The 26,939-nt window shown below is 30.0% G+C and carries 20 protein-coding genes and 1 riboswitch; of the genes, 1 reads left to right on the top strand and 19 read right to left on the bottom strand.

Features of this window, described 5'->3' with window-relative positions; genetic code table 11:
- Positions 1-355 precede the first annotated feature (355 nt).
- The 18 genes from L1S46_RS25085 to L1S46_RS25170 all read right to left on the bottom strand — a co-directional run bounded on the left by L1S46_RS25085 (position 356) and on the right by L1S46_RS25170 (position 25,905).
- Positions 356-1,498 (bottom strand): glycerate kinase, encoded by a 1,143-nt coding sequence (locus L1S46_RS25085; RefSeq protein WP_238901285.1) that lies wholly within the window; start codon positions 1,496-1,498, stop codon positions 356-358.
- A 75-nt stretch (positions 1,499-1,573) separates the two neighbouring features.
- Complete coding sequence (locus L1S46_RS25090) at positions 1,574-2,860, bottom strand: GntP family permease (RefSeq protein WP_077829088.1); 1,287 nt, start codon at positions 2,858-2,860, stop codon at positions 1,574-1,576.
- A gap of 482 nt (positions 2,861-3,342) precedes the next feature.
- Positions 3,343-5,877, bottom strand: a complete 2,535-nt coding sequence (locus L1S46_RS25095) for an FAD-dependent oxidoreductase (RefSeq protein WP_238901286.1) — start codon at positions 5,875-5,877, stop codon at positions 3,343-3,345.
- Positions 5,878-5,989: 112 nt separating this feature from the next.
- Positions 5,990-7,243 carry a UV DNA damage repair endonuclease UvsE gene (gene uvsE / locus L1S46_RS25100; RefSeq protein WP_238901287.1) on the bottom strand — a complete coding sequence of 418 codons (1,254 nt, stop codon included), beginning with the start codon at positions 7,241-7,243 and terminating at the stop codon, positions 5,990-5,992.
- Between the two features lie 161 nt (positions 7,244-7,404).
- Complete coding sequence (locus tag L1S46_RS25105; protein ID WP_012060639.1) at positions 7,405-8,628, bottom strand: FprA family A-type flavoprotein; 1,224 nt, start codon at positions 8,626-8,628, stop codon at positions 7,405-7,407.
- Between the two features lie 232 nt (positions 8,629-8,860).
- On the bottom strand, positions 8,861-10,555 hold the full coding sequence (locus tag L1S46_RS25110) for an ATP-binding protein (RefSeq protein WP_238901288.1): 1,695 nt from the start codon (positions 10,553-10,555) through the stop codon (positions 8,861-8,863).
- Between the two features lie 73 nt (positions 10,556-10,628).
- A complete protein-coding gene (locus tag L1S46_RS25115) occupies positions 10,629-12,551 on the bottom strand; it encodes an ATP-binding protein (RefSeq protein ID WP_238901289.1) in 1,923 nt (640 codons plus the stop codon).
- A 37-nt stretch (positions 12,552-12,588) separates the two neighbouring features.
- Positions 12,589-13,920, bottom strand: coding sequence for a TMAO reductase system periplasmic protein TorT (gene torT / locus L1S46_RS25120; RefSeq protein ID WP_238901290.1), 1,332 nt, complete (start codon positions 13,918-13,920; stop codon positions 12,589-12,591).
- A gap of 200 nt (positions 13,921-14,120) precedes the next feature.
- Complete coding sequence (thiE, locus tag L1S46_RS25125) at positions 14,121-14,750, bottom strand: thiamine phosphate synthase (protein WP_077829095.1); 630 nt, start codon at positions 14,748-14,750, stop codon at positions 14,121-14,123.
- 92 nt (positions 14,751-14,842) lie between these two features.
- Positions 14,843-15,673, bottom strand: a complete 831-nt coding sequence (gene thiM, locus L1S46_RS25130) for a hydroxyethylthiazole kinase (protein ID WP_012060644.1) — start codon at positions 15,671-15,673, stop codon at positions 14,843-14,845.
- Positions 15,674-15,885: 212 nt separating this feature from the next.
- The gene (gene thiC, locus L1S46_RS25135) at positions 15,886-17,190 is read right to left on the bottom strand and encodes a phosphomethylpyrimidine synthase ThiC (RefSeq protein ID WP_238901291.1); all 1,305 of its coding nucleotides are present in this window, start codon (positions 17,188-17,190) and stop codon (positions 15,886-15,888) included.
- A gap of 70 nt (positions 17,191-17,260) precedes the next feature.
- The gene (gene thiD / locus L1S46_RS25140; protein WP_238901292.1) at positions 17,261-18,067 is read right to left on the bottom strand and encodes a bifunctional hydroxymethylpyrimidine kinase/phosphomethylpyrimidine kinase; all 807 of its coding nucleotides are present in this window, start codon (positions 18,065-18,067) and stop codon (positions 17,261-17,263) included.
- A 30-nt stretch (positions 18,068-18,097) separates the two neighbouring features.
- Positions 18,098-18,637, bottom strand: coding sequence for an energy coupling factor transporter S component ThiW (gene thiW / locus L1S46_RS25145; RefSeq protein WP_171779475.1), 540 nt, complete (start codon positions 18,635-18,637; stop codon positions 18,098-18,100).
- A gap of 189 nt (positions 18,638-18,826) precedes the next feature.
- Positions 18,827-18,937, bottom strand: a riboswitch (TPP riboswitch).
- A gap of 97 nt (positions 18,938-19,034) precedes the next feature.
- Positions 19,035-19,979 carry an alpha/beta fold hydrolase gene (locus L1S46_RS25150; protein ID WP_238901293.1) on the bottom strand — a complete coding sequence of 315 codons (945 nt, stop codon included), beginning with the start codon at positions 19,977-19,979 and terminating at the stop codon, positions 19,035-19,037.
- A gap of 392 nt (positions 19,980-20,371) precedes the next feature.
- Entirely contained in the window at positions 20,372-21,946 is a 1,575-nt protein-coding gene (locus tag L1S46_RS25155; protein ID WP_238901294.1) for an FMN-binding protein, read from the bottom strand.
- Positions 21,947-22,373: 427 nt separating this feature from the next.
- Complete coding sequence (locus L1S46_RS25160; protein ID WP_238901295.1) at positions 22,374-23,378, bottom strand: FAD:protein FMN transferase; 1,005 nt, start codon at positions 23,376-23,378, stop codon at positions 22,374-22,376.
- Positions 23,379-23,662: 284 nt separating this feature from the next.
- Positions 23,663-25,219, bottom strand: coding sequence for a HAMP domain-containing sensor histidine kinase (locus L1S46_RS25165; protein WP_238901296.1), 1,557 nt, complete (start codon positions 25,217-25,219; stop codon positions 23,663-23,665).
- Positions 25,216-25,905 (bottom strand): response regulator transcription factor, encoded by a 690-nt coding sequence (locus L1S46_RS25170; protein ID WP_077829099.1) that lies wholly within the window; start codon positions 25,903-25,905, stop codon positions 25,216-25,218. Before L1S46_RS25170 ends, L1S46_RS25165 begins: the two co-directional genes overlap by 4 nt.
- A gap of 419 nt (positions 25,906-26,324) precedes the next feature.
- Here L1S46_RS25170 and L1S46_RS25175 point away from each other — a divergent pair, with 419 nt between their 5' ends.
- Positions 26,325-26,609 (top strand): putative quinol monooxygenase, encoded by a 285-nt coding sequence (locus tag L1S46_RS25175; protein ID WP_012060653.1) that lies wholly within the window; start codon positions 26,325-26,327, stop codon positions 26,607-26,609.
- Positions 26,610-26,701: 92 nt separating this feature from the next.
- Here L1S46_RS25175 and L1S46_RS25180 read toward each other — a convergent pair.
- Positions 26,702-26,939, bottom strand: a 238-nt coding sequence (locus tag L1S46_RS25180; RefSeq protein WP_238901297.1) for a hypothetical protein, incomplete at its 5' end; no start/stop codon positions are given.

The following is a 26,939-nucleotide window of genomic DNA, read 5'->3' on the forward strand; positions in this document are numbered from 1 at the left end:
AATTAACTAGTACTAGTTTGTGTAAAAATAGCTATGCTATGCATAAGTGTATTTCTAAGTTTGGATATCTATACAAAGATAACCCAACTATAATCTATACTTATGCGTATAGCTCACCGAAATTAATAATATACTTATGTTCTAGTTGTAAGATACTCATGGTTTAAGCATAGTTTATGATTGTGTTATCTATATACAATACCTATTATTATACTTTTTAACACTAAAACAAAGCTAAGTATATATAATAATTAGATTATAAAGCAAAAGCAATATCTACATTATCATAATATATAAATTAAAAGTGCGTCTTAAAATAAAACGCACTTTTAATATTATACTTATATTGGATTAATCACAGTAGATTCATAAGCCTAACTATATTTTCAGCAGTCTTTTCAATATTCTCCTGACCTTTTACCAAAGCTTCTTCTAACGGAGTTGCCCCCTTAGTTATTCCAAATATTGAATCTATTCCACTTTCATATAGAACTTCTATATCTTCACCAACTCTTCCCGCTAATGCAATTACCGGCTTATTATGTTTTTTAGCAATTGTAGCAACACCTAAAGGTGTTTTACCGTATTGAGTTTGAAAATCTATGCTTCCTTCTCCAGTCCATACCATGTCTGCTTCTTTCACTTTTTCTTCTAATGAAGCATATTCTATCACCATTTCAATACCTTTTTTTAGAGTTCCATTTAGAAATGCCATAAGTCCAGCTCCAAGTCCTCCAGCTGCTCCGGCTCCTGGTTCATTTAAAACATCTTTTCCCAATTCTTTTTTTATTACGTCTGCGTAATGTTTTAAATTATTATCTAATATTTCTATCATTTCCTGTGTTGCTCCCTTTTGTGGTCCAAATACATTTGAAGCTCCTTTTTCACCACAAAGAGGATTATTAACATCACAGGCTACCTCAATTACAACGTCTTTTAATCTTGGGTCAAAATTCTTTAAATCTAAACTATTTAGTTTTCCTAATTCTCCACCACCAAGAGCTAATTCATTGCCTTTATCATCTAATAGTTTTCCTCCAAGTGCCTGTATAACTCCTGCTCCCCCATCATTAGTAGCACTTCCACCAATACCTATTAACAGTTTTTTTACACCTCTATCTAAACATGCCTTTATAAGTTGTCCAGTACCATAAGTTGTAGTTAGTAAAGGATTCCTCTGATCTGGTGGTACTAAATGTATTCCACTTGCACTAGCCATTTCCAATATTCCTATTTCTTTATCTCCCAAAATACCATACTGCGCTTCTACTTCATTACCAAGGGGCCCAATTACCTTTAATGAATATATTTCTCCATTAGTAGCATCTACTAATGACTGCATAGTTCCTTCTCCACCATCAGCCATAGGCACATGTAAGCATTTTATACTACCGTTTGCTTTTTTTATTCCTCTTTCCATTGCCCCGCAAGCTTCTTTTGCTGTCATGCTCTCTTTAAAAGAATCAGGTGCTAATACAATAACTAAATCTTTTTTCATTTTCAACGCTCCTAACTAAATTTTTATATTTTGTGAGATTATTAAATTGAATAAATTTTACTTATACTTATCTTATTATTTTATAAAACCGTATATTATTATTGATACGATGACCATAGATCCTCCAACTATAGATTCATATGGCATTAATTTCATACGTTCCTTTATATTCATTTTTACTGCATCTGCTGATGCGTGGAAGAAGTTACCATGAGGTAGATGATCGATAACTACAGCTCCTGTGTTGATCATAATTGCTGCACTTAAAGGTGCGACACCAACAGCTAGTATTGCTTTCGCAAACGTTCCTGTTGCTACAATTGCACCTGTAGATGTTGAAGCCGTAGCTGCTGCCATCAATATACCTGATATAGGTGCTAAAAATACTCCTGAAATACCTGTTTGTTGAATGCAATATACTACTGCATCACTTAAATTTGATTTAGAAATAATCCCAGCTATTGCTCCAGCACCAATTAATATCATTACAGTTGGTGTCATTCTATTTAATCCTGATGTTGTATACTCAAGTATCTTACTACGTTGTCCCATTGCAAACAATCCAACTAATCCTGCTATAGGCAATATATACATTGCATCTATTTGAATAGCTGCTAAGAATTTTAAATGCAACATATTCGCTATAGGATTAAGTGCTAATAATATTACAGCAACTATTGGTGCTACCATAGCCTTCCCAAAGCTTGGCTTTACCTTATTATCTACTCTAACTGGTATTTCTGACTCTTTAATCATTTCTCCTTTTTTACTAATTAATGTCGCAACAAAATATGTAACTATAAGCCCAATTATAGCTGGTATAAATGCTCCTATCATAACTTGTGCTAATTCAACATTAAATCCTTTAGCTACCGCAATTGTATTGGGATTTGGAGAAATTATATTTCCAGCCTTACCTCCTCCTATCATAGCTAAAAGTATAGATGACTTAGTGATTCCAACTTTTTTAGCGACTGGAAGTGCTATAGGTGCAACTATAATAACTGTAACCGGTATGAAAACTCCAACCGCTGTGATTATCATACTTGATAGTGCAATTGCTAAAAGAACCTTTTTCTCTCCAAGTTTTTCTACTATAGTTTCAGCAATTTTCTCTGCCGCTCCAGATTCAATTAGAACACCTGCAAGCACTCCTGCTGCTATTACACGAACAACTGCTCCCATTACGCTATTCGTACCTTCAATGATAGCCTGTGCTGTATTAGCTAAACTGGCTCCACCAATAAGTCCGCCTATAACAGCTCCTCCAAAAAGCGCATATACAGGATTCACTTTCCTTAAAATTAGTATTATAGCGATTACTAATCCAATAATCGCTCCACTCCAATGAATAACTGCCATTATATTTCCTCCTCAAATTTAATAATTATACAAATTTATATTTTATTATACCGTGTAAGCGAGTTAACGTTTACTAACATATACATAATAATATATTTATTAAGCTCTTGATATTGTTTACTTGACATTTTTTTTTGTGTATTTGAACAATAAACTCTTAATTTAAATCTTATATTCTACTTTATTAGTTGAATTCTGATACTAAACACAGCTTTTAAAGATCTATGCCTTTTTAAGCAAAACTGCCACTGTATCTAGTCTTTATTCATAAATTTAATATTATTAAACTCTGAGAGTCTGCCTTTTAATAATATAATCTTAACTATTCTACCTGTTTTACTTATTTAATTTATTTAATATATTGTGCATTATAACAATAATTCAAAAATTAAAAGCTGCCGACATTTTGCCAGCAGCCTTAGAATAGAATAACCAAATTCAAATTAATTTCGTTATCTCCAAATTTAAGTTATCTTAAATTTCTATTTAAACATATCTTTAAATAATCTACTTTCCTTCACATCTTGAGTTACTTTAGCCAAGTTGCTAGTATCTCCAATTAAAATAGCTCCACATAAACGATTGTTTGCAAAATAATATTTTGTATATGTCTTCTTAACTGGATCTTTAAATTCAACTGTTTTATATTGAATTTCTGGGTTCTTACCGTTGTCACCAATTGCATACAGTGAAGTATTAGCTCCATTAAATGTTAATGCTGCATCTACTGTTTCATAAGTTAATGAATCTCCTGCTGCATTAGCACCTGCTACTTTTCCCATTTCTAGAGCTTGTGGCCATATTCCATAGTTTACTCCATTATATTCTGCACAATCTCCACATGCATAAATATCAGAAACATTAGTCTCCATTTTTTCATTTACTATTATTGCTCTATTAACATCAATTCCTGATTTCTGAGCTATTTTAGAATTAGGTACAATACCACAAGATATAACAACTAAATCAGCTGCAATAACTTCTCCTCCATTAATTCTAACTCCGGTAACTGAATCTTCGCCCTCTATTTCATCAATTTTCACGCCTAATCTCACATCAATTCCTTTATCTTTAATTATTTCTTCAAGGAATCTTCCGCCTTCATAATCTAATTGACGTCCCATTAATTTATCAGCAAGCTCTAATACTGTAATTTTACATTTTGCTTTTGTTAATTCCCATGCAGCTTCAAGACCGAGAACTCCTCCACCTATTACAACTGCATTCCTTACATTTGGCAATAATTCTGTAATTTTATCTGTATCAGAAATTCTACGAATTGCTATAACTTCTTTCTTATCTTTCCCTGAAATTGGTGGAACAAAGCATTCAGCTCCTAAAGCATATATACATTTATCATACTTTAATTTAATTCCATCTTTAAACACAGCCTCTTTATCTTTAGCATTTATTTCAATTAACTCTCTGTCAAGAACATTTGTAATATTATTTTCTTTATACCAAGCTTCATCATGAACTGCAATTTGTTTCGAATTAAATTTAGCTATCATTGACTTTGTAAGCATTGGACGATTATAACCTAGCACATTTTCATTAGAAACTAATACTATAGAGCAAGTTTCATTTCTTTCTCTTATAGACGTTGCAGCGCTTATACCTGCCGCTCCATTTCCAAGAATTAGATAAATTTCATTTGTATTATTTTTATAATTGCTATCATCTATTTCAACTGGTACGAAATTTTCTTTTCCTACACCACAAACTGGACATATTTCAAGACTTGAATCAAATATTTCTCCACACACTAAACATTTTACTAATGTTCTTTTAGCCGATTTTTTCTTTGGATTCTCTTTATTTTGAAGTATACATCCAAAATTATATCCATAATCATAAGCCTCACTTAATTCACTATCACTAGGCTTAAATTTAATTCTAAATCCATCATCCACAACCTTCATCCTAAGTTGTTTTAATCTTTCTATAATGTGTGGAACTCCTTCACCACTCCATCCATAACTTCCAAAGGCACTAGCAAGTTTTCCTCCGTGTGTTCTAGCAAACATCTTTATAGTTAAATCCCAAATTGGCTCTAAAGCCTCACCAACTATAGTAGGTGTTCCAAATAAAATTCCATCAGCGAATCCTAATTCTTCAATTACTTTTTCCTTATCATCTTCTACTAAATCGTACGATCTTACATCTATATCTCCGCTATCTTTAATACCTTCTGATATTTTACCAGCTAACTCTTTAGTATATCCATACGCACTAACATAAGGTATAATTACTGTTTTTCTTGGATTTGGATTAACTACAGTACACCATTCTTTATAAAGTTCCATGATTTCATCAATCCTACAATCTATAACTGGACCATGCCCAGTACATATCATATCAATATCTAGATCTTTAATTCTATCTAATGCCTTAACCATGTATGGCGTCTTAAAAGGCCCAATGATACAATCAAAATAATATTTAGTAGCTCTTAAGTAACCCTCATTATCTTTAACCTTACTCAATAATATTTCATCAAAACTATAGTGAGATCCAAACGAATCACAAGTTATAAGGGTTTTATCCTCTTCAATATATGTATACATTGTATCTGGCCAATGTAAATTAGGTAAGAACATGAAACGTAATGTTTTATCTCCCAGTTCTAAAGTATCATTTTCTTTTACTGTTATGCTATAAAAATCACGATTTACAATATTCTTTAGAAATCCTATAGCAACTTGTGTACCAACTATTTTAATATTAGGATTGATTTCAATAAGCTTTTCTATACTCCCAGCATGATCAGGTTCTGTATGGTTTACTACAATATAATCAATATCATTAATATCAACTAATTTATTTAATGCACTTAAATACCCATCCCAAAATTTAGCTTTGGCAGTTTCAAATAATACAGTCTTTTCCCCTGTTTTAAGTAAGTAGGAATTATAAGATGTTCCAAACTCTGTCTCCATAACTATATCAAATACTTTTAAACCAGGATCTAAAACTCCTGTCCAATAAAAATTCTTTTTTAATTCTAATATTTCCATATAAAATTCCTCCCTATAACTTTCATCTATATGAAAATATTATACCTTTTTTTATAGTAAAACTGTATCAAATACTAGAAAATTATTATAATTCACAATTAATAAATCTATTTTATAGGAAATAATACGAGTTTAAAAGGTATGATTCATTATATTTTACAGCCATCTTAAACAATTTATTTTTTATTAATTTTATTGAAACTTTTCCATTTTTATAATCTTCAATACTTTTTAAAAAGCCCATTTTCTCTTTATCATCTGCTAAATTCTTAAAATATCCCCATACATGTAATGCAGTATTTATTGAATTTCCAATTGTTATTTCCTCTTCCATGGCATCTTCAATATAATTATAAAACTTAACCGCTGGATACTGAGTTTTATCTTTAAGTAGCTTCCTTATTTCTAAGTAATTTGAAGGAGAATTCTCTAAAACCTTGTATTTATATCTTCCCCATTCTTCCTCAAGTTTTTTTATTTTAGTATTTTCAGCTATAGAATTTATACACTTTACAGCTGAAAAATTTTTATCCTTAACTTCAAGCATTATATCTATATCTTTCCCTTTTACACTTTCATAGAACTCTATAAACTTATTAATTTTTATTGTATTTGAATGAGAGCCTGCCTTTTTTAATGGGTCTTGCTGAGAATAATGTATTTTCTGCCTTCCATCTTTCTCTTTCCATGTTTTATTGCACTCACTTATCCAATATGAATCGCTTTTTTCTCTATCATAACAATTTATCTCATTATGAAGATTATCAAAAACAACTGGAATATTTAGTCCATTTCCTATTTTAAGAACATCATTTATATTGTACGATTTATCATCATTTTCAATAACAAGTCTTTCTTTCACCTGATCATTCAAACGTTTATAATTATCTGCGAATCTTTTTATCGCCTGCTCTTTATCATTATAAACTCCACCAATATGCAATATAATTTTATGATTTTCTCCAACTCCAAAGTTATCCAAAACTTTAACATGATAATTTAAATCTTCAATTGCTCTCTTTACAACATCATCACTAGGAGAATTAAGCACTGTATATTGCCCTGGATGCATCGATACCCTTATATCATTATCCATAATCTTTCTACCTATTTCCCCAAATTCTTGGGAAAATATATTCCACCATGATAATTGGTTCAAATGACTGGATCCGAATGGTATTAAGTCTGAACTAATCCTAAAAAGCTTTATATTATTCTTTATATTATATTCAATTATATTTTTAAGAGATTTCAAATTATACGATATTATTTCCAATAGCTTTTCTTCAGTTAAACTCTTCGAAGTACAGCTTTTTAAATTAGTATCTGGAACTCCTATTGTTAAACACGCATATCCTATACTCATTCTTTAATCTCCTTTTCTAAGAATCATAATTACTCATACCTTTGCCTTAGTACTCTTTTCTAAACAAAGTCAAAACCCATTCTTTAACTTGTCATTTTTAAAATATGATAACTAAAATTAGGACTTATTACAATAAGTCCTAATAAAATAACAATTACATATTAATTTTTATTTAGATTTTCTTTATTTAAAAGCAGGAATCCAAAATTATAACCATAATCATAAGCATCACTTAACTCACTCTCACTTGGTTTGAATTTAACACGGAATCCTTCATCAACAACCTTCATTCTAAGTTGCTTTAGTCTTTCTATAATATGAGGAACAGCTTCCCCACTCCATCCATAACTTCCAAAAGCACTTGCTAGTTTATTACCATGAGTTCTTGCAAAGATTGAAGTAGTTAAATCCCATATTGGCTTTAGAGCCTCACCAACTATTGTTGGTGAACCAAATAAAATACCATCTGCAAATTCTAGTTCTTCAAGAACTTTGTCTTTATCTGCCTCTACCATATCATAAACTCTAACATCTATATCTCCACTAGCCTTAATTCCTTCTGCAATCTTTTCTGCTAATTCTTTTGTATACCCATACGCACTTACATATGGTATGATTACTGTCTTTCTAGGATTTGGATTTGAAACATTAGACCACTTCTTATAATATTCCATAATTTCATCTATTCTACAGTCAAGAACTGGACCATGTCCTGTACAAATCATATCAATTTCTAAATCTTTAATCCTATCTAATGCTTTAATCATGAACGGATTCTTAAAAGGTCCAATAATACAATCGAAATAATATTTAAGAGCTCTTAAATATCCCTCATTATCTGTAACCTTACTTAGTAGAATTCCTTCAAAACTATAATGAGAACCAAATGAATCACAAGTAACTAAAGTCTTATCTTCTTCAATATAAGTATACATTGTATCAGGCCAATGTAAATTTGGTACTGACATAAAACGTAAAGTTTTGTCACCCAAGCTTAAAGTCTCATTTTCTTTAACTATTATTCCATTAAATTCTCTGTTAACAATATTCTTCAAGAATCCTATAGCAACTTGGCTTCCAATAATCTTAATATTAGGATTCATTTCAATAAGTTTTTCTATACTTCCTGCATGATCTGGCTCAGTATGGTTTACTACAATATAGTCAATATCCTTAATATCAACTAGCTTATTTAACGCCTTTAAATATCCATCTAAAAACTTAGCCTTTGCAGTTTCAAATAATACTGTTTTTTCACTTGTTTTAAGTAAATAAGAATTATAAGAAGTTCCAAACTCTGTTTCCATGATAATATCAAATACCCTTAAATTGGCATCTAATACTCCTGTCCAGTATAAATTTTTTTTCAATTCTAATATTTCCATGTAAAAATCCCTCCCTAGATATATTTCGTCCAAATCAGAACATTATACACCTTTTTTGTATAACAAACAATTAATAATACCTTTAACATCGTTATACTAATGTATTTCGCCATATATATTATACACAAATTCTTATATATTTTCATAAAAACATATAATATATTGCTTTTTCGTTAATTGACTATATATTTGCAAATTCTAAGTATAATCTCGTACTTTTTTACTTATTCCTCTACAAATGTTGTTTATATATATCTGAAAATTCAATATTTATTTTTTCTACACAAGTATTAATTATATTAACTCTTTCTTTACTTTTATTTAATACCTTTACTGGAAGTTTAATCGTAAATTTAGTTCCTACCCCATATTTACTTTCCACTGATATCGTGCCATCATGCATCTCTACTAAGGACTTTACGAGAGATAATCCAATTCCGCTTCCTTCATAATTTCTTGTAAAAGATTTATCTACTTGTCTAAATCTATCAAAAATAATTTCAACTTTTTCTTCTGGAATTCCTATACCTGTATCTTCTACAGACAAGGTTATATATTCTTCTCCATCAAATATATTTACAAATATGCTTCCATCATCATCTGTGAACTTTATGCAATTAGACAGTAGGTTTAACATAATCCTTTCAATTTTATCAGGATCACAAGCAATAATTTTTTCTTCAACATCGGTATCAAATATAAGGTTTATATTGTTATTGCTTATATAACCAGCTACTGACAGAGTGATTTCTTCTACGACACTGACAATGTTACAATTAATCATATCAATCTCAAAATGTCCTGCATCTAATTTAGTTGAATCAATTAAATTATTTATTAAACGAAGTAATCTAAAACAATTTTGTCTTTCAATGTCTATATTATTAATTATCTTTCCTTTGTCGATCGGTTTTTCTTTATCTAAAAGATCTCTTCTTAGAATTTGTATTACACCTAGTATTATATTAAGTGGTGTTCTCAATTCGTGAGAAATATTAGCAAAAAATTCAGTTCTTAATTTTTCTAATTCCAAAGCCTCTTCTTTTGATTTTAATTCAGTATTTTTTCTTTCAGTTATGTCTCTTACAGTTGCAATAATGGCCTTCTGCTCATTAAATATTATTGCACGACTATTACTCTCAACCCAAAACTCTTTATGATTTTTATCTATTGAAATAGCTTCAAGGGTTACTGGAGTATTAATCTTATTTTTCTTTCTATCATTAATCAATTTAAGTATATCATCGTATATGTACGGTGAATTTTTTGAAATAATATCTTTTATACTCATACCAATTAGTTCATCATGTAGATATCCATATAGCCTATTAGCAGTATCATTAACGTTAACTATAATCCCATTAAAATCATGAATTAATATTGCATCACTTACCGAATTGAAAATAGTGCTTAAGTAAACTTCACTTTTCTTTAATTTCTTATTTGTTTGCTTTAACTCATCTATAAGCTTAATATTTTTCATTTTCAATTCATATGTCTCCAAAGCCCTTTTTACGGAAATTAACAACTCATCTGCCTCCAATGGCTTTAAAAGAAATTTATAAATATGCCCTTCATTAATTGAATCAATAATATCTTTCACATCCATGAATCCAGTTAAAATAATACGAATTGCATTTGGGACAATAGATATTGTTTGCTTTAATAATTCAACCCCTGTCATTCCTGGCATGCGCTGATCTGAGATAATCAAATTGATTTTTTTAGAACATGATTCATCTTTAAGTATATTTAATGCTTCAAACCCATTTTCTGCTTTGATTACATCATACTCTTCTTCTAAGAGTCTTGTTAAAGCCTCAAGATTTGCTAGTTCATCATCAATTAATAGTATTGTATATTTTTTATCTTTACTATCTATTTTATTAAGTTCTCTAAGCTTGTCCTTATTTATAACAAATTTCATTTATCTTCTCCTTACTGAAATTAAAATATAATTTTAGATTATGGTGCCTTATTGATTTTATTATTAATATCTTTTAGTAAGGAATATGAATAGTTATAGTTGATCCTTCCCCCACCTTAGATTCCACATCAATACTTCCATTGTGTTTTTCAATAATACCATATGATATAGACATACCTAACCCTGTTCCTTGTCCCATTGGTTTAGTTGTAAAAAATGGTTCAAATATTCTTGATATTGTATCTTTAGTCATACCACACCCATTATCACAAAATTCGATTATAATTTCTTTGTTATTGTCAAAAACGCTTATACCTATTAATCCATTATTCTCACATACTAAGTCATTTTGTTTTTCAACTATAGCATGACACGCATTTACAATTATATTTAAAAATACCTGATTTAATTGTGAAGGATAGCACTCTATCTTCCTATGAGTTTGAAATTTCTTTATAAATTTAATTTGTTTAGTATATTTGGTTTTAACCAACCTTATTGTTGTTTCCAAAGCTTCTGAAACATCTATCTCTTTTTTAACTGCCTCATCAAGCCTAGAGAATAATCTCAAATCGTTAACTATGGTTGTTACTTGATTAGACCCATCTAGAATATTAATTATTGATTTAGAAAATTTGTTAAAATATTGTTCGAAGAAATTTAACACATCATCATCCGCATTATCCAATAATTCAATAAGTTCTTTTTTAAAATTGCATAAATCCATATCCAGAACTTTTGAACTTAAATATATATAATTAATAGGATTATTAATTTCATGTGCTACCCCTGCTACTAAAGTACCAAGACTAGCCATCTTTTCTGATTGAATCAATTTCGACTGAGCTGACTTGAGCTTATTATGTTGTTCTTCTAACTCAGCAAAAGTCTGCATAAGTTGTTTTGTTCTTTCATTAACTTTATCTTCTAGTTCATCATTAACGCGTTTCAACTCTTCACTAATTTTTTTACGTTCTGTAATATCATTCCAAACAAATATTACGCATTCTATACAGTCAATTTCAATTATTTCCGTTGAAAATAATCCAACTCTAACTTCTCCATATTTAGTGTTCCAAGTTATCTCTTCATTACGCAGCATGCCTCCACTATCTAATATTTGAATCACCTTCAAGCGATGTTCTTCATTTTCCCACAGGTTAAACTCATCTGAGTAATGACCAATTATCTCTTCACGTTTATATCCAAAAGTGCGTAAAAACGCTTGATTTATTTCAATGTATAGTTTATCACTAAGCCTTACAATAGCGATTACATCAGCACTATAATTAAATGCCTTATTAAATTTCTCTTCTGAATATTTGAGTTCATTTATTGCTTCATTCCTCTGCTTAATCATATTATATAAAGTTTGAGCCATATTATTAAATTTAATAGCCAATTCCCCTATTTCATCTCTTGAATTAATAAATAATCTGTGAGTCAAGTTCCCATTTGATATCTCATCAGTTCCTACACTCAGCTCATATATAGACTTGGTAACAATACGAGAAACAATACTTATTGCTAACCAAAGAAGTAAAACCATTACCAAAAGCCTTATGATTGTCGCAATTATGTAATTTTCAATAACTTTTGATTTATAATACCTTGTAAGACCTATAGTGACCTCACCTATTGGTATTTCATCTTTTAAAACGTTGACTTTCTTTATAATCAAATTTTGCTCAGAATATATATCATCTTTTTTATACTTATTGTATATTTCTCCATTACCTTTAGCTTTAACTTGAATATAACCAATTTCCTCATCCTCAAATAATGCATCACTAATTTCTTTAATTCCTACAATATTTAAATTCCAAATTGGGTCTTGATAGCTAAGTGCTGCTAATCTAGTGATTGTTTCAACTTTTTGCATTGAATCCTTATTTATTCCTGAAACCAATATTATTATTCTTATTATTTCAAATATTAACATGGTAATTATAACTACTGTTAATGTTGAAATTGTAAATCTACGCTTAATCTTCATATTCCTAAATTTCTTTTTTATGCTCATAACTTAACCCTTATTTATCCATATGATTTAATACTGGAATATACTCTTTACTTCCAAATAGGTCTTCATACTTAAATTGTGAAATATTATCCCTTGAAATTATAGGCACACACGGACCACTTTGGAATGGGAAATCTACTCCTGCCTTTTCTCCATTTAAAATTCTTATAATCATATCTAATGCTATTCTACATTGTTGGATAGTTTGATCTGATGGAGAAGCTAATACAGCTCCCTTTTTTATTAGATTAAAAACATCACTTGTCATATATGTTGATACAATTCTTATATTTTTAAATTTCTCTTTGCGTTTAGCAATAAATTTTTCAGCTTCAATTACTGCTGGAGCACAACCAACTAAATAATCATAATCGTCATTATTTTCTAAAACACTTGTTATATGTAATCGCTGCACATCAGGTCTTGTGTCTCCATAAAAAGGATTGCTAATATCTATCTTTTGATCATTTTTCTTTAACCTTGAAACTGCATCTTTAAAACCATTTAATGTATCTGATGCCCACCCTGATTCTTTTGGCCCAGGGAAAAATGCAATTTTTATATCTTTCCCTGCTGAATCTTCAACAACATACTCTCCTGCTTTATATCCCATATCATAATAGGAAACTATTGCTTTTGCGCTAATATCGGGAGCATTAATATCATTTACTAGTGCAACAATAGGCTTATCATTATGAACAATATTCTCTACATCTGAATTAAATTTTGTATTATCTAATGTAGCAAACACTATCCCATCAATTTTATCATCCTCTGCTAAGTCCATCAGCTCTTCTTTTTGATTTCCAAACTCTATATAGCCTCCAACTGCATATAACTTTACCTTAACTCCTAATTCCTTTGCATAATTTATTATTCCATAATTCGCTGAGACCCAATATTGATCTTCAAAATGAGGTAGCAAAACGCCTATTGTATATTCCTTCCTAGGCTTAATATGCCTCCACTTTTCTTTTACAACGCCTCTCATATCACCCTCTTTGCTATTTGAAGCAGCATCAATATTATAATAGCTATTTACTATTAACTTTTTTTTACCTATTTGTGTAAGAATTCTCTCATCATTTGTCTCCACTGTTGTTATACTCTTCGATACACGTTCTCTTTCCACGTATTCTTCTTTTTCTTTTCTGACAATATCATTAGATCCTATGTTCTTGTGATTTTTTATATATGCTAATCCCAATACAAATACTACTGACGTTATCAAAATTGATAGTCCTAACTTTCTATTGATATATTTTCCAACTTTCGTAGCAAAGCACATCCTTACTTTCAAGCTCTCTATGGATATTACCTGCAGTATTACTTTAATCGTCATTAAACTCCATTAAACTTGCTATTCTACTATAATCTTTATGCTATCTTAAGTTTAATTTTTTTACTATAATTTGTCAAAACATACTATATGACAATATTCTGCAAAATATATTTTATGCTCAGTATAAATAAGAATAAAATAAAAGCACTATACCAGAAATTCCAGTAAACAGTGCCTTTAAAATACTATATATTTAATTGTTAGATTTCAATAAATTCATTTTTTAATTCTTTAGCGGCTGTAGTAATATCTTCCTTTGCTATAATAGCAGAAACTATTGCAAGTCCATCAATTCCTATTCCTTTGAAATCCTTAACTCTATCCTTATTTATTCCACCTATTACAACTATAGGTATAGATACATTTTCTCTAATTTTTCTTAATTCATTCATACTAGTTGAATCTGCGTCTTTTTTAGTACCAGTTGAATACATCGCACCAACTCCTAAATAATCAGCTCCATTTTTTTCTGCTTCAAGAGCTTCATTTACAGACCCTGTTGAAACTCCAAGAATTTTATCATTTCCTATGACTTTTCTTACAATTGCTGCAGGAATATCACTTTGTCCAACATGCACTCCAGCCGCATCTACTGCTAGTGCAATATCCACTCTATCATTTATTATTAATGGAATATTGTGTTTATCTGTAATCTCTTTAACTCTCACAGCTGTATTATAGAAGTCGAGTGATGAACAATCTTTTTCTCTTAATTGAATTAATGTACATCCTCCAATTATAGCTTTTTCCACAGCTTCTTCTAAAGTTTCTGTACTCATTAAATCTCTATCTGTTACAAGGTAGATACTATAATCTATTTTAGGTTTCATGAAACTTCTCTCTCCTTCATATTATATTTTAGATAAGTTCACACATTAATGCGTGTATTTCATTTCAATGATATACACGCAAACATTGTTTATTATATTTCCTTTATCTTATTCATCTTTTCAATGATATTAGAAGTCAAATTGCTTATGGCATCTATAATTGCAATATGAAAACTTCCTGTTCCAATCTTCCCTGCTTTATCCAAAGCAATTTCACCCGATATTCCCATGGAAATAATACCAGAAACTGCTCCTATAAAATAATCTGAACCTGCCCCACAAAACGCTCCAATTAATGCAGTTGTCATGCAGCCTGTTCCTGTGACATTAGATAACATCTTAGTTCCATTTTCAAGTATAACTACTCTTTCTCCATCAGATATAATATCTGTTGCACCTGTAATGGCTACAGTACACTGAAGTTTTTTAGCTAAGTTTTTAGCTACATCTATTCCCTCATCATTTCCTGTTCTTGCGTCATTTTCTGAGGCATCAACTCCCTTAGTTGTAGAGCCTAATCCGCTTATAAATTTAATCTCAGACATATTTCCACGTAAAACACTTATTTTCACTTCTTCTAATAATCTCTTTGTTGTTGAATTTCTAAATTCTGATGCTCCTGCTCCAACTGGATCAAAAACGACTGGAATATTTAATTCATTTGCTTTCTTACCAGATGCAATCATAGATTCAATAGTTCGCTCATTTAATGTTCCAATATTTATTACAAGGGCAGATGAAATCTTAGTAATATCCGCTGCTTCTTTTATATCATCAGCCATAATTGGTGATGCACCTATTGCAAGTAAAATATTTGCACAATCATTAACCGTAACATAATTTGTTATATTATGTACAAGTGGTTTCTTATTCCTAACTTCATTTAATAAACTTCCTATTTTAATTGATATTTCATTACTCATAAATATCTTTTAGTAAGAATTTATTCTTTTAATAATTCTCACTAAAATACCTCCTCTCAAAAGTAAAAATTTTCCAAGTTTCTTTTACTTGATATCTATGTTGCAATTATGAACTTACATTTAAAATTTTAATAAGACAAATGCTAAATTGAAATAATACTGTAGAAATTCACTTGCAACATAGATAATTATAATTCACGTAAATCTTATTTCTAATCCAGAAGCTCCACTTTATCGCCATTTAAAATTCTGTTAGTTGTTCTTACTGCACACATTTTCCCGCACATAGAACAGCTATGCATATCTTCTGGTGGTACACTTTCAAAATATTCCCTAGCCTTTTTCCCATCAATAGCAATCTTGAACATCTCTTCCCAATCAAGTTTTTGACGAGCATCAGCCATTGCATTATCTCTATCTCTAGCCCCTGGAAGTCCATTAGCAATATCTGCTGCATGAGCTGCAATTTTCGATGCAATAATTCCTTCTCTAACATCAGATAAATCAGGAAGTCTTAAATGCTCAGCTGGTGTTACATAGCAAAGGAAATTAGCTCCATGTGTTGCTGCAATAGCACCACCAATGGCTGAAGTTATATGATCATACCCAGGTGCAATATCTGTAACAAGAGGGCCTAGTACATAGAAAGGTGCCCCATGACATAATCTTTTTTCAATTTGCATATTAGCTGCAATCTCATTCATTGCCATATGACCTGGTCCTTCTATCATAACTTGTACGTCTTTTTCCCAAGCTCTTTTTGTTAATAATCCTAACTCTATAAGTTCTGTAATTTGTCCAGCATCTGTTGAATCATCAATACAGCCAGGTCTCATAGCATCTCCAAGACTTATTGTTACATCATATTCTCTTAGTATATCAAGTAATTCATCATAGTATTCATAAAATGGATTCTCATTTCCTGTCATCTCCATCCACGCAAATAGTAATGACCCACCTCTTGATACTATATTTAATCTTCTCTTATCTTCTTTAAATAGCGAAACTGTTCTTTTATTTATTCCTGCATGAATAGTAACAAAATCAACCCCAGCTTTAGCATGAGCTAACACCACGTCAAGAAAATCTTTAGCTTTTATATCTAAAAGATCTTTTTCAAGGTATCCAATTGCATCATACATAGGAACTGTTCCTATCATAGCTGGAGAATATTCTATAAGCTTTTCTCTGAACTCTTGAGTCTTCCCGTAATTACTTAAATCCATTATTGCTTCTGCACCAAAATTAATTGCCATTTTTACTTTTTCCATCTCTCTGCAATAATCAACAGAATCTCCTGATATCCCTAAGTTTACATTTATCTTTGTTCTTAATCCATCACCAATCCCTTCAGGGCTAAGTGATTTATGGTTGATATTAGCCGGTATAGCTACTTTACCTTCTGAAACAAGTTTCATTAATTTTTCTTCTGAAATTCTTTCTTTTTCCGCTACTATTTTCATTTCCTTTGTAACTATACCTTTTTTAGCTGCTTCCATTTGTGTTTTATAATTCATTTCTTTCCCTCTCCTCATACCATTATTATTTAATTTATTAGTTATAAAATTTAACTTGAGTTCTATAGTATTATTCAATCATTCCTGCTTTCTTATATAGCTCGTAAAAATGATTAGTAGGGCCTACACCTTTACCAAGCTCAAAACCATGTTCGATTGCACATGTTATATACTCTTTACCACTTCTAACTGCTTCCTCTATTGTCATATTCTTAGCTAAATTTGCTGCTATAGTTGAAGATAAAGTACATCCTGTTCCATGAGTATGAGTGGTATTTATCCTTTCTTGCTTTAGAATAAGAAAGCTCTTTCCATCATATAACAAGTCTGTTGCTTCCCCTTCTAAATGCCCTCCTTTAACTAAAACTGCCTTCGGACCAAGTTCTTTAATTCTCAAAGCGGCTTCCTTCATTTCATCTAAGTTTTCTATTTTCATCCCTAAAATTTCTTCTGCCTCTGGCAAATTAGGAGTTATTAATGTTGCTAATGGAAATAATTCCTTAACTAAAGTATCTTTTGAATCCTTCGATAACAGATTAAATCCACTTTTAGAAATCATAACTGGATCTAGAACTATCACTGGTAGTTTATCAACTTTTCTCAAAGATTTTGATATAGCTTTTATAGATTCAATTTTAGAGACCATTCCTATTTTTATAGCATCTACTCTTATATCTTCAAAAATAACATCTATCTGAGATTCAATCATTTCAGTATTTATATCTTGAATTCCAAAAACCCCCATAGTATTTTGAGCCGTTACCGCTGTGATAACACTCATCCCATATACTCCATTTGCTGAGAAAGCTTTTAAATCCGCTTGAATTCCTGCTCCTCCACAAGTATCTGATCCTGCAATAGTTAATGCTCTAAACATAAACTCATCCTTTCACCTGTAATATTTCATTTAAATCTTATCTATGTTATTAGTTTCCTCTCTTTTAACTTGAAACTCATTATCTACTAGTATTTTTTTAATGACAGGAACTTTTATAAAAAAGTACGCTATAATTGCTCCAACACTACAACTTGATATAAACGGAACAACATATACAAAAATTGCTACTTGTTTTCCTAACACCATTGTAGCTATAGGATAAGCTAATAATGCTCCTAATATTCCAGTTCCAATTATTTCTCCAATTACTGCAATGCCCGGCTTTCTAAATTTTTTATAAAGAATTCCTGCAAGTAATGCTCCTACCATGCTTCCTGGAAAAGCCAATAAACTTCCTGTTCCCATAAAATTTCTTATTAGGGATGTCACAAATGCATTCATAAGAGCATATACTGGCCCAAGTGTTATTGCTCCAACTACATTTACGAAATGTTGTATTGGAGATATTTTAGCAGCTCCAATCGGTATTGAAAATGTTCCAAAAATAACAGAAATACCGATTAACACGCCACTTAGCGCCATCTTCTGTGCTTTACTCTTTTCTTTCATTAAAATTCACTCCTTTAATAATAAAATCAATAAACTTACTTTTTAATGTGAAATAAATTTACTAAATCACCTTTACAATGACGTTTAAATTGATTAACCTTAAAAGAAGTTAATTATTTTGCATAAAAAAAATGTATCCACAAGGGATACATCAATAAATCATGCACAAATCATATCAATACTTACACAAATAATATTAATATACTTCCCTACGCTGGTATTATCCAAATCAGGTTATAAGAGTCTAGGAAATCAATCTTTCCAATCTCAGCCAAAATATTAGCTCCCCTAGTTATTCAATTATAAAATTTTCTTTCACTATTTAAAGATATACTATTAATTATTAATCGTCAAGTTTTAATATTTTCTACTTTCATATCATATTCATTTACAATAACTACCTAAGACTTATTTCATCTATAAAATTCTTGATAGCATCATTTACGAAATCTGGATTATCCTTATGAACATAATGAGTTGAATTTGGAACAACGATTCTTTTAGATGATTTGAAATTAGAAAGCATATTTACAATACATCCTTCCCATAACTGATTGAATTCTTCTCCAAATCCCTCATCAGAAGCTTGTAAATATAAAATCGGTATATTCTTCAATGATTTTAGATCTTTCTGACATTGTAGTCCACTAATCAGAACTTCATCCATATTACCATCTTGATTAGTAAGCTGACTAAAGCTCTCTTCCGCAAAATTTGAACCCTTAGCTTTTGACCACTTATACATTTGACTATTTATATCTGGTGGAGTACCATCCAACATTACAATTCCTGCCACATCATTTTTATATAGTTTTGAAAATTCAATAACTGTTAAACTTCCTATGGAATGAGCTACTAGTACATATGGTTTTTTAATATTCGCCTTTTCTAGTACATTATGTAAATTTATCGCTTTATCTCTTGCAGTTTTATATTGCCCTTCAAAATTATTTTTATTATATTTTATATAACCACCATTAAGAATTACATCTCTTTCTTTATCACTTAGACTTGGCATATTTCCTATATCACTACTTTTTCCAAGACCAAATCTATCATACGAAATAGTTTTTGAATACTTTGCAACATTGTCTTGAACACCATTCCATATATCCTTACCCTCTGTTATAATTGCATCTGCATATCCAGTTTCAAAAACGACTGAAGGTCCATTTTCTCCAATTATCCTAACATTAGTAGTTCCGTTCTTAGTTTCCAATAATTTAGTTTCATCTGCATATGCAAACTTCATTGGAGTAACTCCAATAAAAAATACTGCACATAATGCTAGTAAGAATATTCCCCTTAAAATATCTTTTAAATCCTCTAATCTCTTCTTCATTTTAAGCTCCCATTTTACATATTTTTTCTTTTTATGCATATATTATACATTTATATTTAGTTAAATGCAATACAAATCTTTCTATAATTAAACTTTTCCTAAGTATAGGATTTCTATAATTTTCTTTTACGCTCAAGTAACTCTAACTTGAGTCATTAATTGAAACAATACTTCATTACTATATCTAAAATTCTAGCACATCTAGATATAATATCACATTTTAATCGGTATAAGTTAGATTTCAAAATACTTCAATCTGATTTTAAAACTAATATCTTAATTTTTTTCTATTTAACTAGTAAGCTTATAGATACTAAACTAAAAAGTATCGAATAAATAATTTATTACCTCGTTATCGATACTTTTTAGTGGTGTTATATAAGTATATTTTATTATTTTGCTTCATTCAAAGCATTTGTTACAGCACTCACGATACCCTTCGAACTATAAGTTGCCCCAGATACAATATCCACTGATGTTGATTGTTTTGAAATTATGCTCTTAATTATAGTTCCCTCTGATCTTTGATAAAACTTTGGAGTATCTTCATTAGATATAGCTTGTATACTTGATATCTTTCCATCAGATACAGTTACAGAAACCTTAGTTGTTCCTCCTCTATAACCAGTTCCACTTCCTGTGTATGTCCCATCTTTATATTCACTTGTAGTATTTTGAACTGCATTCGAACTTGTAGTTCCTGGATTTGACTTTGAATTTTCTGCTGCAACTTCAGTTTTACTTGTACTATTATTATTTGAAGTGCTACTTGTTGACTCTCCACTAGCTGCTTGTTCTAATGCACTTTTAACAGCACTTATAATACCTTTACTACTATATGTAGCTCCTGAAACAGTATCTATTGATGTTGATTGTTTTGAAATTATACTCTTAGTTATAGTTCCTTCTGCTCTTTGATAAAACTTTTGAGTATCTTCATTAGATATTGTTTCCACTTTAGTTATTTTTCCATTAGAAATAGTAACTGACATTTTAGTTGTTCCGCCTCTATATCCTTCTCCAGTGCCTGTATATGTTCCATCCTTATATTTTTGTGAAGATTCAGTTTGTGAATTTACATTGCTTGAAACTGTATTACTATTAACCGCAATTCCAGATTTAGTTACTGCATTTCCTGCGAAGTTAGTAAGTCCATATACACCTAAAAATGTAGCCATTGCTACTGATCCTGTTAACTTAGCATCTAAATCTCTACCAAGCACATTTACATTAGCATTATTTCTGTAACATACTTCAGTGCATTTTAAGCAATTTATACAATCGCCACCTTTGACACAATCTACCTTATAGAGTGGTAACCCCATTGAACAATTAATTGTGCAAGCTCTACATTTACCACAATCAGCTTTTGGTTTGTTAATCTTAACTATTCCAATCTTAGAAATAATAGAAAATATAGCACCTAAAGGACATAGGTATCTACAGAAAAATCTCTCAATAAATGCTGCTCCTATTGTGATTAATATTAAAAATATCAATCCAATAAGTAATCTTGAAAAGACAGTAGATACATCAGTGATTTGACCAAAAGCATCCCAAGGACTTGTACTTTCTAGTATACTGCTTCCCATAGTCCATGAAATAGCTATTATAAAAACTAATACTACATACTTAACATACTTAAGTACAGAATCAACTTTTTCATCTACTCTAAATTTTATTTTGAATATTTTTTTTGATATAAAATATATTAAGTCATTATACGCACCAAATGCACATATCCAGCCACAGAACCATCTTCCTAATAGTATAGTCAAAAGCATAATAGCTATAAATTCTATTAAGCTTGGTAATGCTGAAAAAAAGTTAAAATTACCATTGATAATCATTTGATATACAGTTTTTACTTCACTGAATGTCATTGAATAAAGGCCTGGTAACAGAATAAATGCAATCAATTGTATAATATGCCTTATAATCTGCGATTTTTTTATTTTACTTGCCATGTTTCTTTCCCCTTTTCTAACTCTCTATATTTAGCAATAATAAATTTTTATGTTAATTACATTAATCACATTTTTCCAATTAATTTCTAATAGAAATATTATTTTTACTTCATTATCTGCTATTGCAATTTCTTTAATTAAGTGAATTATAGCAATAGAACCTTAATGCTCCCTTAATCTAAGCTGAGAATTCGCTGAGAAATGGCAATTAAAACATTTTAGAATTAAGGAAAAGGCTAAATTATTCGAAGAATCTAAATAAAAAAAGATAGTACAAATTGAATTTGTCCCTACTAATAAGTTGTATTCCAACTTAACGAGGTTTGTTTCAATCTGTATTATCTCTTCTTATTATTTTGCTTGATTTAAAGCTTTCTTATTGACTCAATTATGTCCTTGCCTCTATATTTAGCTCCAGACACAATAGCTAAAAAAATTCACTATCTGTTAATGTAAAAATACTTTCATCAATCCCTGATGTTTTATATATTTTCTTATCTTCTGTAATAAATATAGCGTCAATGCCCTCTATAGTTTCTATAATCTTCATAGCTTTATCAATACCAATTATATAAACACCAGTTGATAAGCCATCTCCGTCAATTGAATTATCTGATATAATAGTTGCACTTATAATTTTGCTTTCAGATGGGTATCCTGTTTTAGGGTCAATTATATGATGAAATTTCTTTCCATCTTTTATAAAATATCTTTCATAATTACCTGAGGTTACTATTGATTTATTTTTTACGCTTAATATTCCTATAAATTCTCCCCTAGGCTTAAATGGGTTTTGAATTCCAACTTTCCAAGCTGAACCGTCTTCCTTACTTCCAAGAGCAAAAATGTTTCCACCTAAATCAATTAATGCACTTTTAATATTATACTGATAAAAAATATCTCTTATTTCATCAGCTGCAAATCCTTTTGCAATACCTCCGACATCTAGAGCTTGTTTATCATGTTTTAACATTATTGAATTATTTTTGTCATCAAAAATAACATCGTTATAATCTATAAGTTTTAATACCTTTTCTATTTTAGATTTTTCCGGAATTCGTTCTTCTTTTGTACCTATACTCCATAACTTTACTAATGGTCTTATTGTTGGATCAAAAGTACCTTCTAAAATTCTACTGCATTCTATGGCTTTTTTAACTACAAAATAAGTATCATTATTTACTTTCTTTCCCTTATTTCCTGCATTAAAATTTATTTTTGATATATCACTACTTTCTTTGAAAGCTGACATTCTATCATCAATTTGGTTTAACCTTTCTAGCGCTTTATCTATTGCCATTTTAGCTTTATTTCCATTTGCTCTTAAGTTGATCAAAGTTCCAAGAGCATAACTACTCCTAGTTGCTTCATGTTTTTCAATTTTACCAGTCGCAAATATAAAAAATAAAATAACTGTTATTATCACAATCATTAATATAAAAATACTTACTGTACTTATAATAATCCCCACCTACCTAAAATATATAAATTTCATCGTTGTTGGAATTATAACAAAAAAGTCTTAATGTATCCTTAGTTAAAGCTTAGAATTTGCTGAGAACTATTTAAGACTACTCACCCAGATTTTCTTAGCGATATCTTAAACTAAAGATGCGTTGATATTTTAATCAATATAATAACGATATATACTAAAAAAGATGTTACAAAATAATATAATAAATCTATTTTGTAACATCTTTTCTTATTTGGGCACAATCAAAAAATATCAAATTCATCTGCCTTATTTTCTAATTTTAAATATATTGAGAATGTTGTCCCAACTCCAAGCTCACTTTCTACTCTAATTTTTCCACGATTGCTATCAATTATTGATTTTACTATAGAGAGACCCAATCCATATCCCCCTTGTTCCCTAGCTCTGTGAGAATCACTTCTGAAAAATCTATCATATATTTTATCTAAATGTTCTTTAGGTATGCCAGCTCCATTATCAGAAATCTTTAAAACTGCAAAAGTTTTATTTTGGTAATTTTCTATATCTGTAGAAATTGTTATAATACCTTTGTTTTTATCAGTATGAATTACAGCATTTTGAGTTATGTTAAATATGACTTGTTTAATTTGATTTTTATTTATATATACATACATATTATTCTTCAGATCTAAGTTTAAAGTCCGATTTTTAGAAAGTATTTGAAGTTGAGGGACTATTTCATTTATAACATCATCTAAATTTTCCTTGTTTATTTCAACAATTGGCTTCTGATCTAATTTAGTTAACATTAGAAGGTCATTTACCAGTTTTGCAAGCCTTTCACTTTCCATCAATATGCTGTTTAAAGCCAAATCTAATTTTTCCTGATTTTTTGCTGCCCCTCTTAATAATACTTCAACAAAACCATGAATTGAAGTTAGTGGTGTACGTAATTCATGTGATGCATCAGATACAAATCGTCTCATTTTTTCTTTGATAAGCTGTTCTTTTTCAAATGATGCTTCTATTCTTTCAAGCATAATATTAAAGGATTTTGATAATCTATTAATTTCTAATTGACCACTTTCTTCCGTTAGTCTTGTATGCAGATCAGTTACACTTATTCCTTCCACAGTATCAGTTATCTTATATAACGGCTTCAATGTTCGATTAAAAATAGTGATTCCAAGTATTGTTCCCACTATGAGAATCATAATCGAAAGACTAATATGCACATACTCTTGCCTATCTAAGATACTTGTAATATCGTCTATTGGTGTACTCAGCTGTATTAACCCTGATGGTGAATCTAAATCCCCAACTTTTATCCATGCAACCATTTGATAATTATTGTTTTCATCTCTTACTACTTCATATGTATGCTCTAAATTCCCTTGCTCATTGCAAATCCCTATATATTTCTCTCTATAAAGCACAGGTATTGGTATCTCTTTCCTCTTTAGTTCATCTGGCTCCTTTGAATCATCGTCACCGTCATCATCATCTTTAGGTGTATCTATATTGCTTCTTTGACCTAACAGCTCTCCATTTTTATTTATTAGAGCTACACTCATATTTTTATCCCATAAATTCTTTAAAATTTCTTTAGTATCACTTTCAGTTATATCCTCCATATTTTCTTTTGACATTTTCTTAAAGTCTAGATTATGAAACCTCTCATGAAGTACTTGCACCTTTGTTTTGTATAAATAATTTTTCATACTTATATACTGAAAAAGTCCCATGATTCCTAATAATAAAATTAGTATCACAAGAAACCTAAATAACAACTGCCATTTCAAACTCTTTATTTTTAATTTGTTTCTTAATTTTTTCATTGTGCCACCATCTTATATCCAACACCCCGGACAGTTTTAATGATATTATGATCTTTGTCTCCAATTTTATCTCTTAAGTACCTTATGTATACTTCAACAATATTATCTTCTCCATTAAAATCATATCCCCATACTTTTTCAAGTATAAGCGATTTGCTCAATGCTATTCCATTATTCATAAGTAAAAAACTCAACAAGTTGTATTGCGTTGGAGGTAGATCTAATACTTTTTCAAGATAAGTTATTTCATGAGCTTTATCATCCACTTTAAAATTCCCTATATTAGTAATATCGCTTAGCTCCGGAAAACTATTTCTTATCCTAGCATTAATGCGTGCTAAAAGCTCTTTAAAGCTAAAAGGTTTTGCCATATAATCATCTGCTCCAATATCCAATCCTTTTACCTTATCATCAACTTCGTCTAATGCTGTTAGCATAATAACTGATGTTTTTATAGACTTCTTAATAATTGAACATACCTCATATCCATCCATTCCTGGCAGCATAATATCCAATATCACTATATTAGGATTTATTTTCCTTGCTAGCTCTATTGCTTCATTCCCATCATATGCTTCATATACTAAATACCCTTCAGCTTCCAATCCCATTTTAATAAAGTCCACTATACTTTTTTCATCATCAACTATAAGAATAGTAATCTGATCTCTTACTCCTAAGTTCATTAAATTCCTCTCCTCTATTAATAAAATAGCTTTTCTTAATTTCAAAAGTCTTTTAGGTCAATAATTTGCAATCAAAATTATTTATAAATCTTTTTAGACATTTTTATATAGATAGCTTATTTCAACATATTATACTATAGTTAGTTTAGTAATTTTATAGTTAATTATATACAATTTCATATACTGGAACAATAAATCAAGAAATTTATATGTATTATTGTAATTAAATTTCTACATTCTGGCCTTAATCAAGCCCTCATATTACTAGAGCTTTAAATGAAAATTTATTATTGCAACATGTATAGTAAATTTTTATATGCACTAAATTCTTCTATATCATCTATTACTAATAAAGTTAAAATATTTCTTAATTAAGTGATATACTGATTTTAATAAATATTATAGAAAGAAGGATTAATATGATAAAAATAGTGGCCAAAAGTGTTATTAAAAATGAACAAATAGAAAAATATCTAAGACTTGCGAAAGAGTTAGTTGATAAAAGTAGAAAAGAAGAAGGCTGTATATCATATGGCTTGTTTCAAGATATTAATGATAGTTCTATATTCACCTTTATAGAAGAATGGAAAGATGAAGAAGCAATTAATTTGCATAATAACAGTGAGCATTTTACAAGAATAGTTCCTTTACTAGGTGAACTTCGTGTAGGCAATGGGGAAGTAAATTTATACAAAGAAATATAAAAATCCCAAGGCACCTTCGTAAGGTATTGTTAATCACTGGATCCCTAAAGTAAACTTAAAGTTATATACGTAAATACCGAAAGGAAGGTCATTCATTTGTTCCAGGTTGCTGGAGTATTTAGCTGTGAATTTCCACTAGAAGAAGTTGCACCATTTCTGCATGTTCCCGAGGCAATCTCGTGACAAGCAATAAATAAAACAACTTCTACTAAGGAAATATCTACAGCTAAAAACTCAATGCAATACTTCTGCAAAAGTAGAGAGTGTAAAATAGTCTGTGTAAACTTCATTAGGATGATATAATAAATTATAAAATGAAGGGAGCACAGG

It is taken from the genome of Clostridium sp. YIM B02500 (genome assembly GCF_022324665.1).
Lineage (GTDB): Bacteria > Bacillota > Clostridia > Clostridiales > Clostridiaceae > Clostridium > Clostridium beijerinckii.

What these genes read in the sequence shown, in the direction of transcription:
- L1S46_RS25175 (WP_012060653.1), top strand. Translation starts at nt 26,325, where the DNA reads ATGATAAAAATAGTGGCCAAAAGTGTTATTAAAAATGAACAAATAGAA.
- thiW (WP_171779475.1), bottom strand. Translation starts at nt 18,637, where the DNA reads ATGAAAGAAAAGAGTAAAGCACAGAAGATGGCGCTAAGTGGCGTGTTA.
- L1S46_RS25150 (WP_238901293.1), bottom strand. Translation starts at nt 19,979, where the DNA reads ATGAAGAAGAGATTAGAGGATTTAAAAGATATTTTAAGGGGAATATTC.
- L1S46_RS25155 (WP_238901294.1), bottom strand. Translation starts at nt 21,946, where the DNA reads ATGGCAAGTAAAATAAAAAAATCGCAGATTATAAGGCATATTATACAA.
- L1S46_RS25105 (WP_012060639.1), bottom strand. Translation starts at nt 8,628, where the DNA reads ATGGAAATATTAGAATTGAAAAAAAATTTATACTGGACAGGAGTATTA.
- thiD (WP_238901292.1), bottom strand. Translation starts at nt 18,067, where the DNA reads ATGTTTAGAGCATTAACTATTGCAGGATCAGATACTTGTGGAGGAGCA.
- L1S46_RS25115 (WP_238901289.1), bottom strand. Translation starts at nt 12,551, where the DNA reads ATGAAGATTAAGCGTAGATTTACAATTTCAACATTAACAGTAGTTATA.
- L1S46_RS25110 (WP_238901288.1), bottom strand. Translation starts at nt 10,555, where the DNA reads ATGAAATTTGTTATAAATAAGGACAAGCTTAGAGAACTTAATAAAATA.
- thiE (WP_077829095.1), bottom strand. Translation starts at nt 14,750, where the DNA reads ATGAAACCTAAAATAGATTATAGTATCTACCTTGTAACAGATAGAGAT.
- thiC (WP_238901291.1), bottom strand. Translation starts at nt 17,190, where the DNA reads ATGAATTATAAAACACAAATGGAAGCAGCTAAAAAAGGTATAGTTACA.
- L1S46_RS25090 (WP_077829088.1), bottom strand. Translation starts at nt 2,860, where the DNA reads ATGGCAGTTATTCATTGGAGTGGAGCGATTATTGGATTAGTAATCGCT.
- L1S46_RS25085 (WP_238901285.1), bottom strand. Translation starts at nt 1,498, where the DNA reads ATGAAAAAAGATTTAGTTATTGTATTAGCACCTGATTCTTTTAAAGAG.
- thiM (WP_012060644.1), bottom strand. Translation starts at nt 15,673, where the DNA reads ATGAGTAATGAAATATCAATTAAAATAGGAAGTTTATTAAATGAAGTT.
- L1S46_RS25165 (WP_238901296.1), bottom strand. Translation starts at nt 25,219, where the DNA reads ATGAAAAAATTAAGAAACAAATTAAAAATAAAGAGTTTGAAATGGCAG.
- L1S46_RS25160 (WP_238901295.1), bottom strand. Translation starts at nt 23,378, where the DNA reads ATGATTGTGATAATAACAGTTATTTTATTTTTTATATTTGCGACTGGT.
- L1S46_RS25170 (WP_077829099.1), bottom strand. Translation starts at nt 25,905, where the DNA reads ATGAACTTAGGAGTAAGAGATCAGATTACTATTCTTATAGTTGATGAT.
- uvsE (WP_238901287.1), bottom strand. Translation starts at nt 7,243, where the DNA reads ATGAGTATAGGATATGCGTGTTTAACAATAGGAGTTCCAGATACTAAT.
- L1S46_RS25095 (WP_238901286.1), bottom strand. Translation starts at nt 5,877, where the DNA reads ATGGAAATATTAGAATTAAAAAAGAATTTTTATTGGACAGGAGTTTTA.
- torT (WP_238901290.1), bottom strand. Translation starts at nt 13,920, where the DNA reads ATGACGATTAAAGTAATACTGCAGGTAATATCCATAGAGAGCTTGAAA.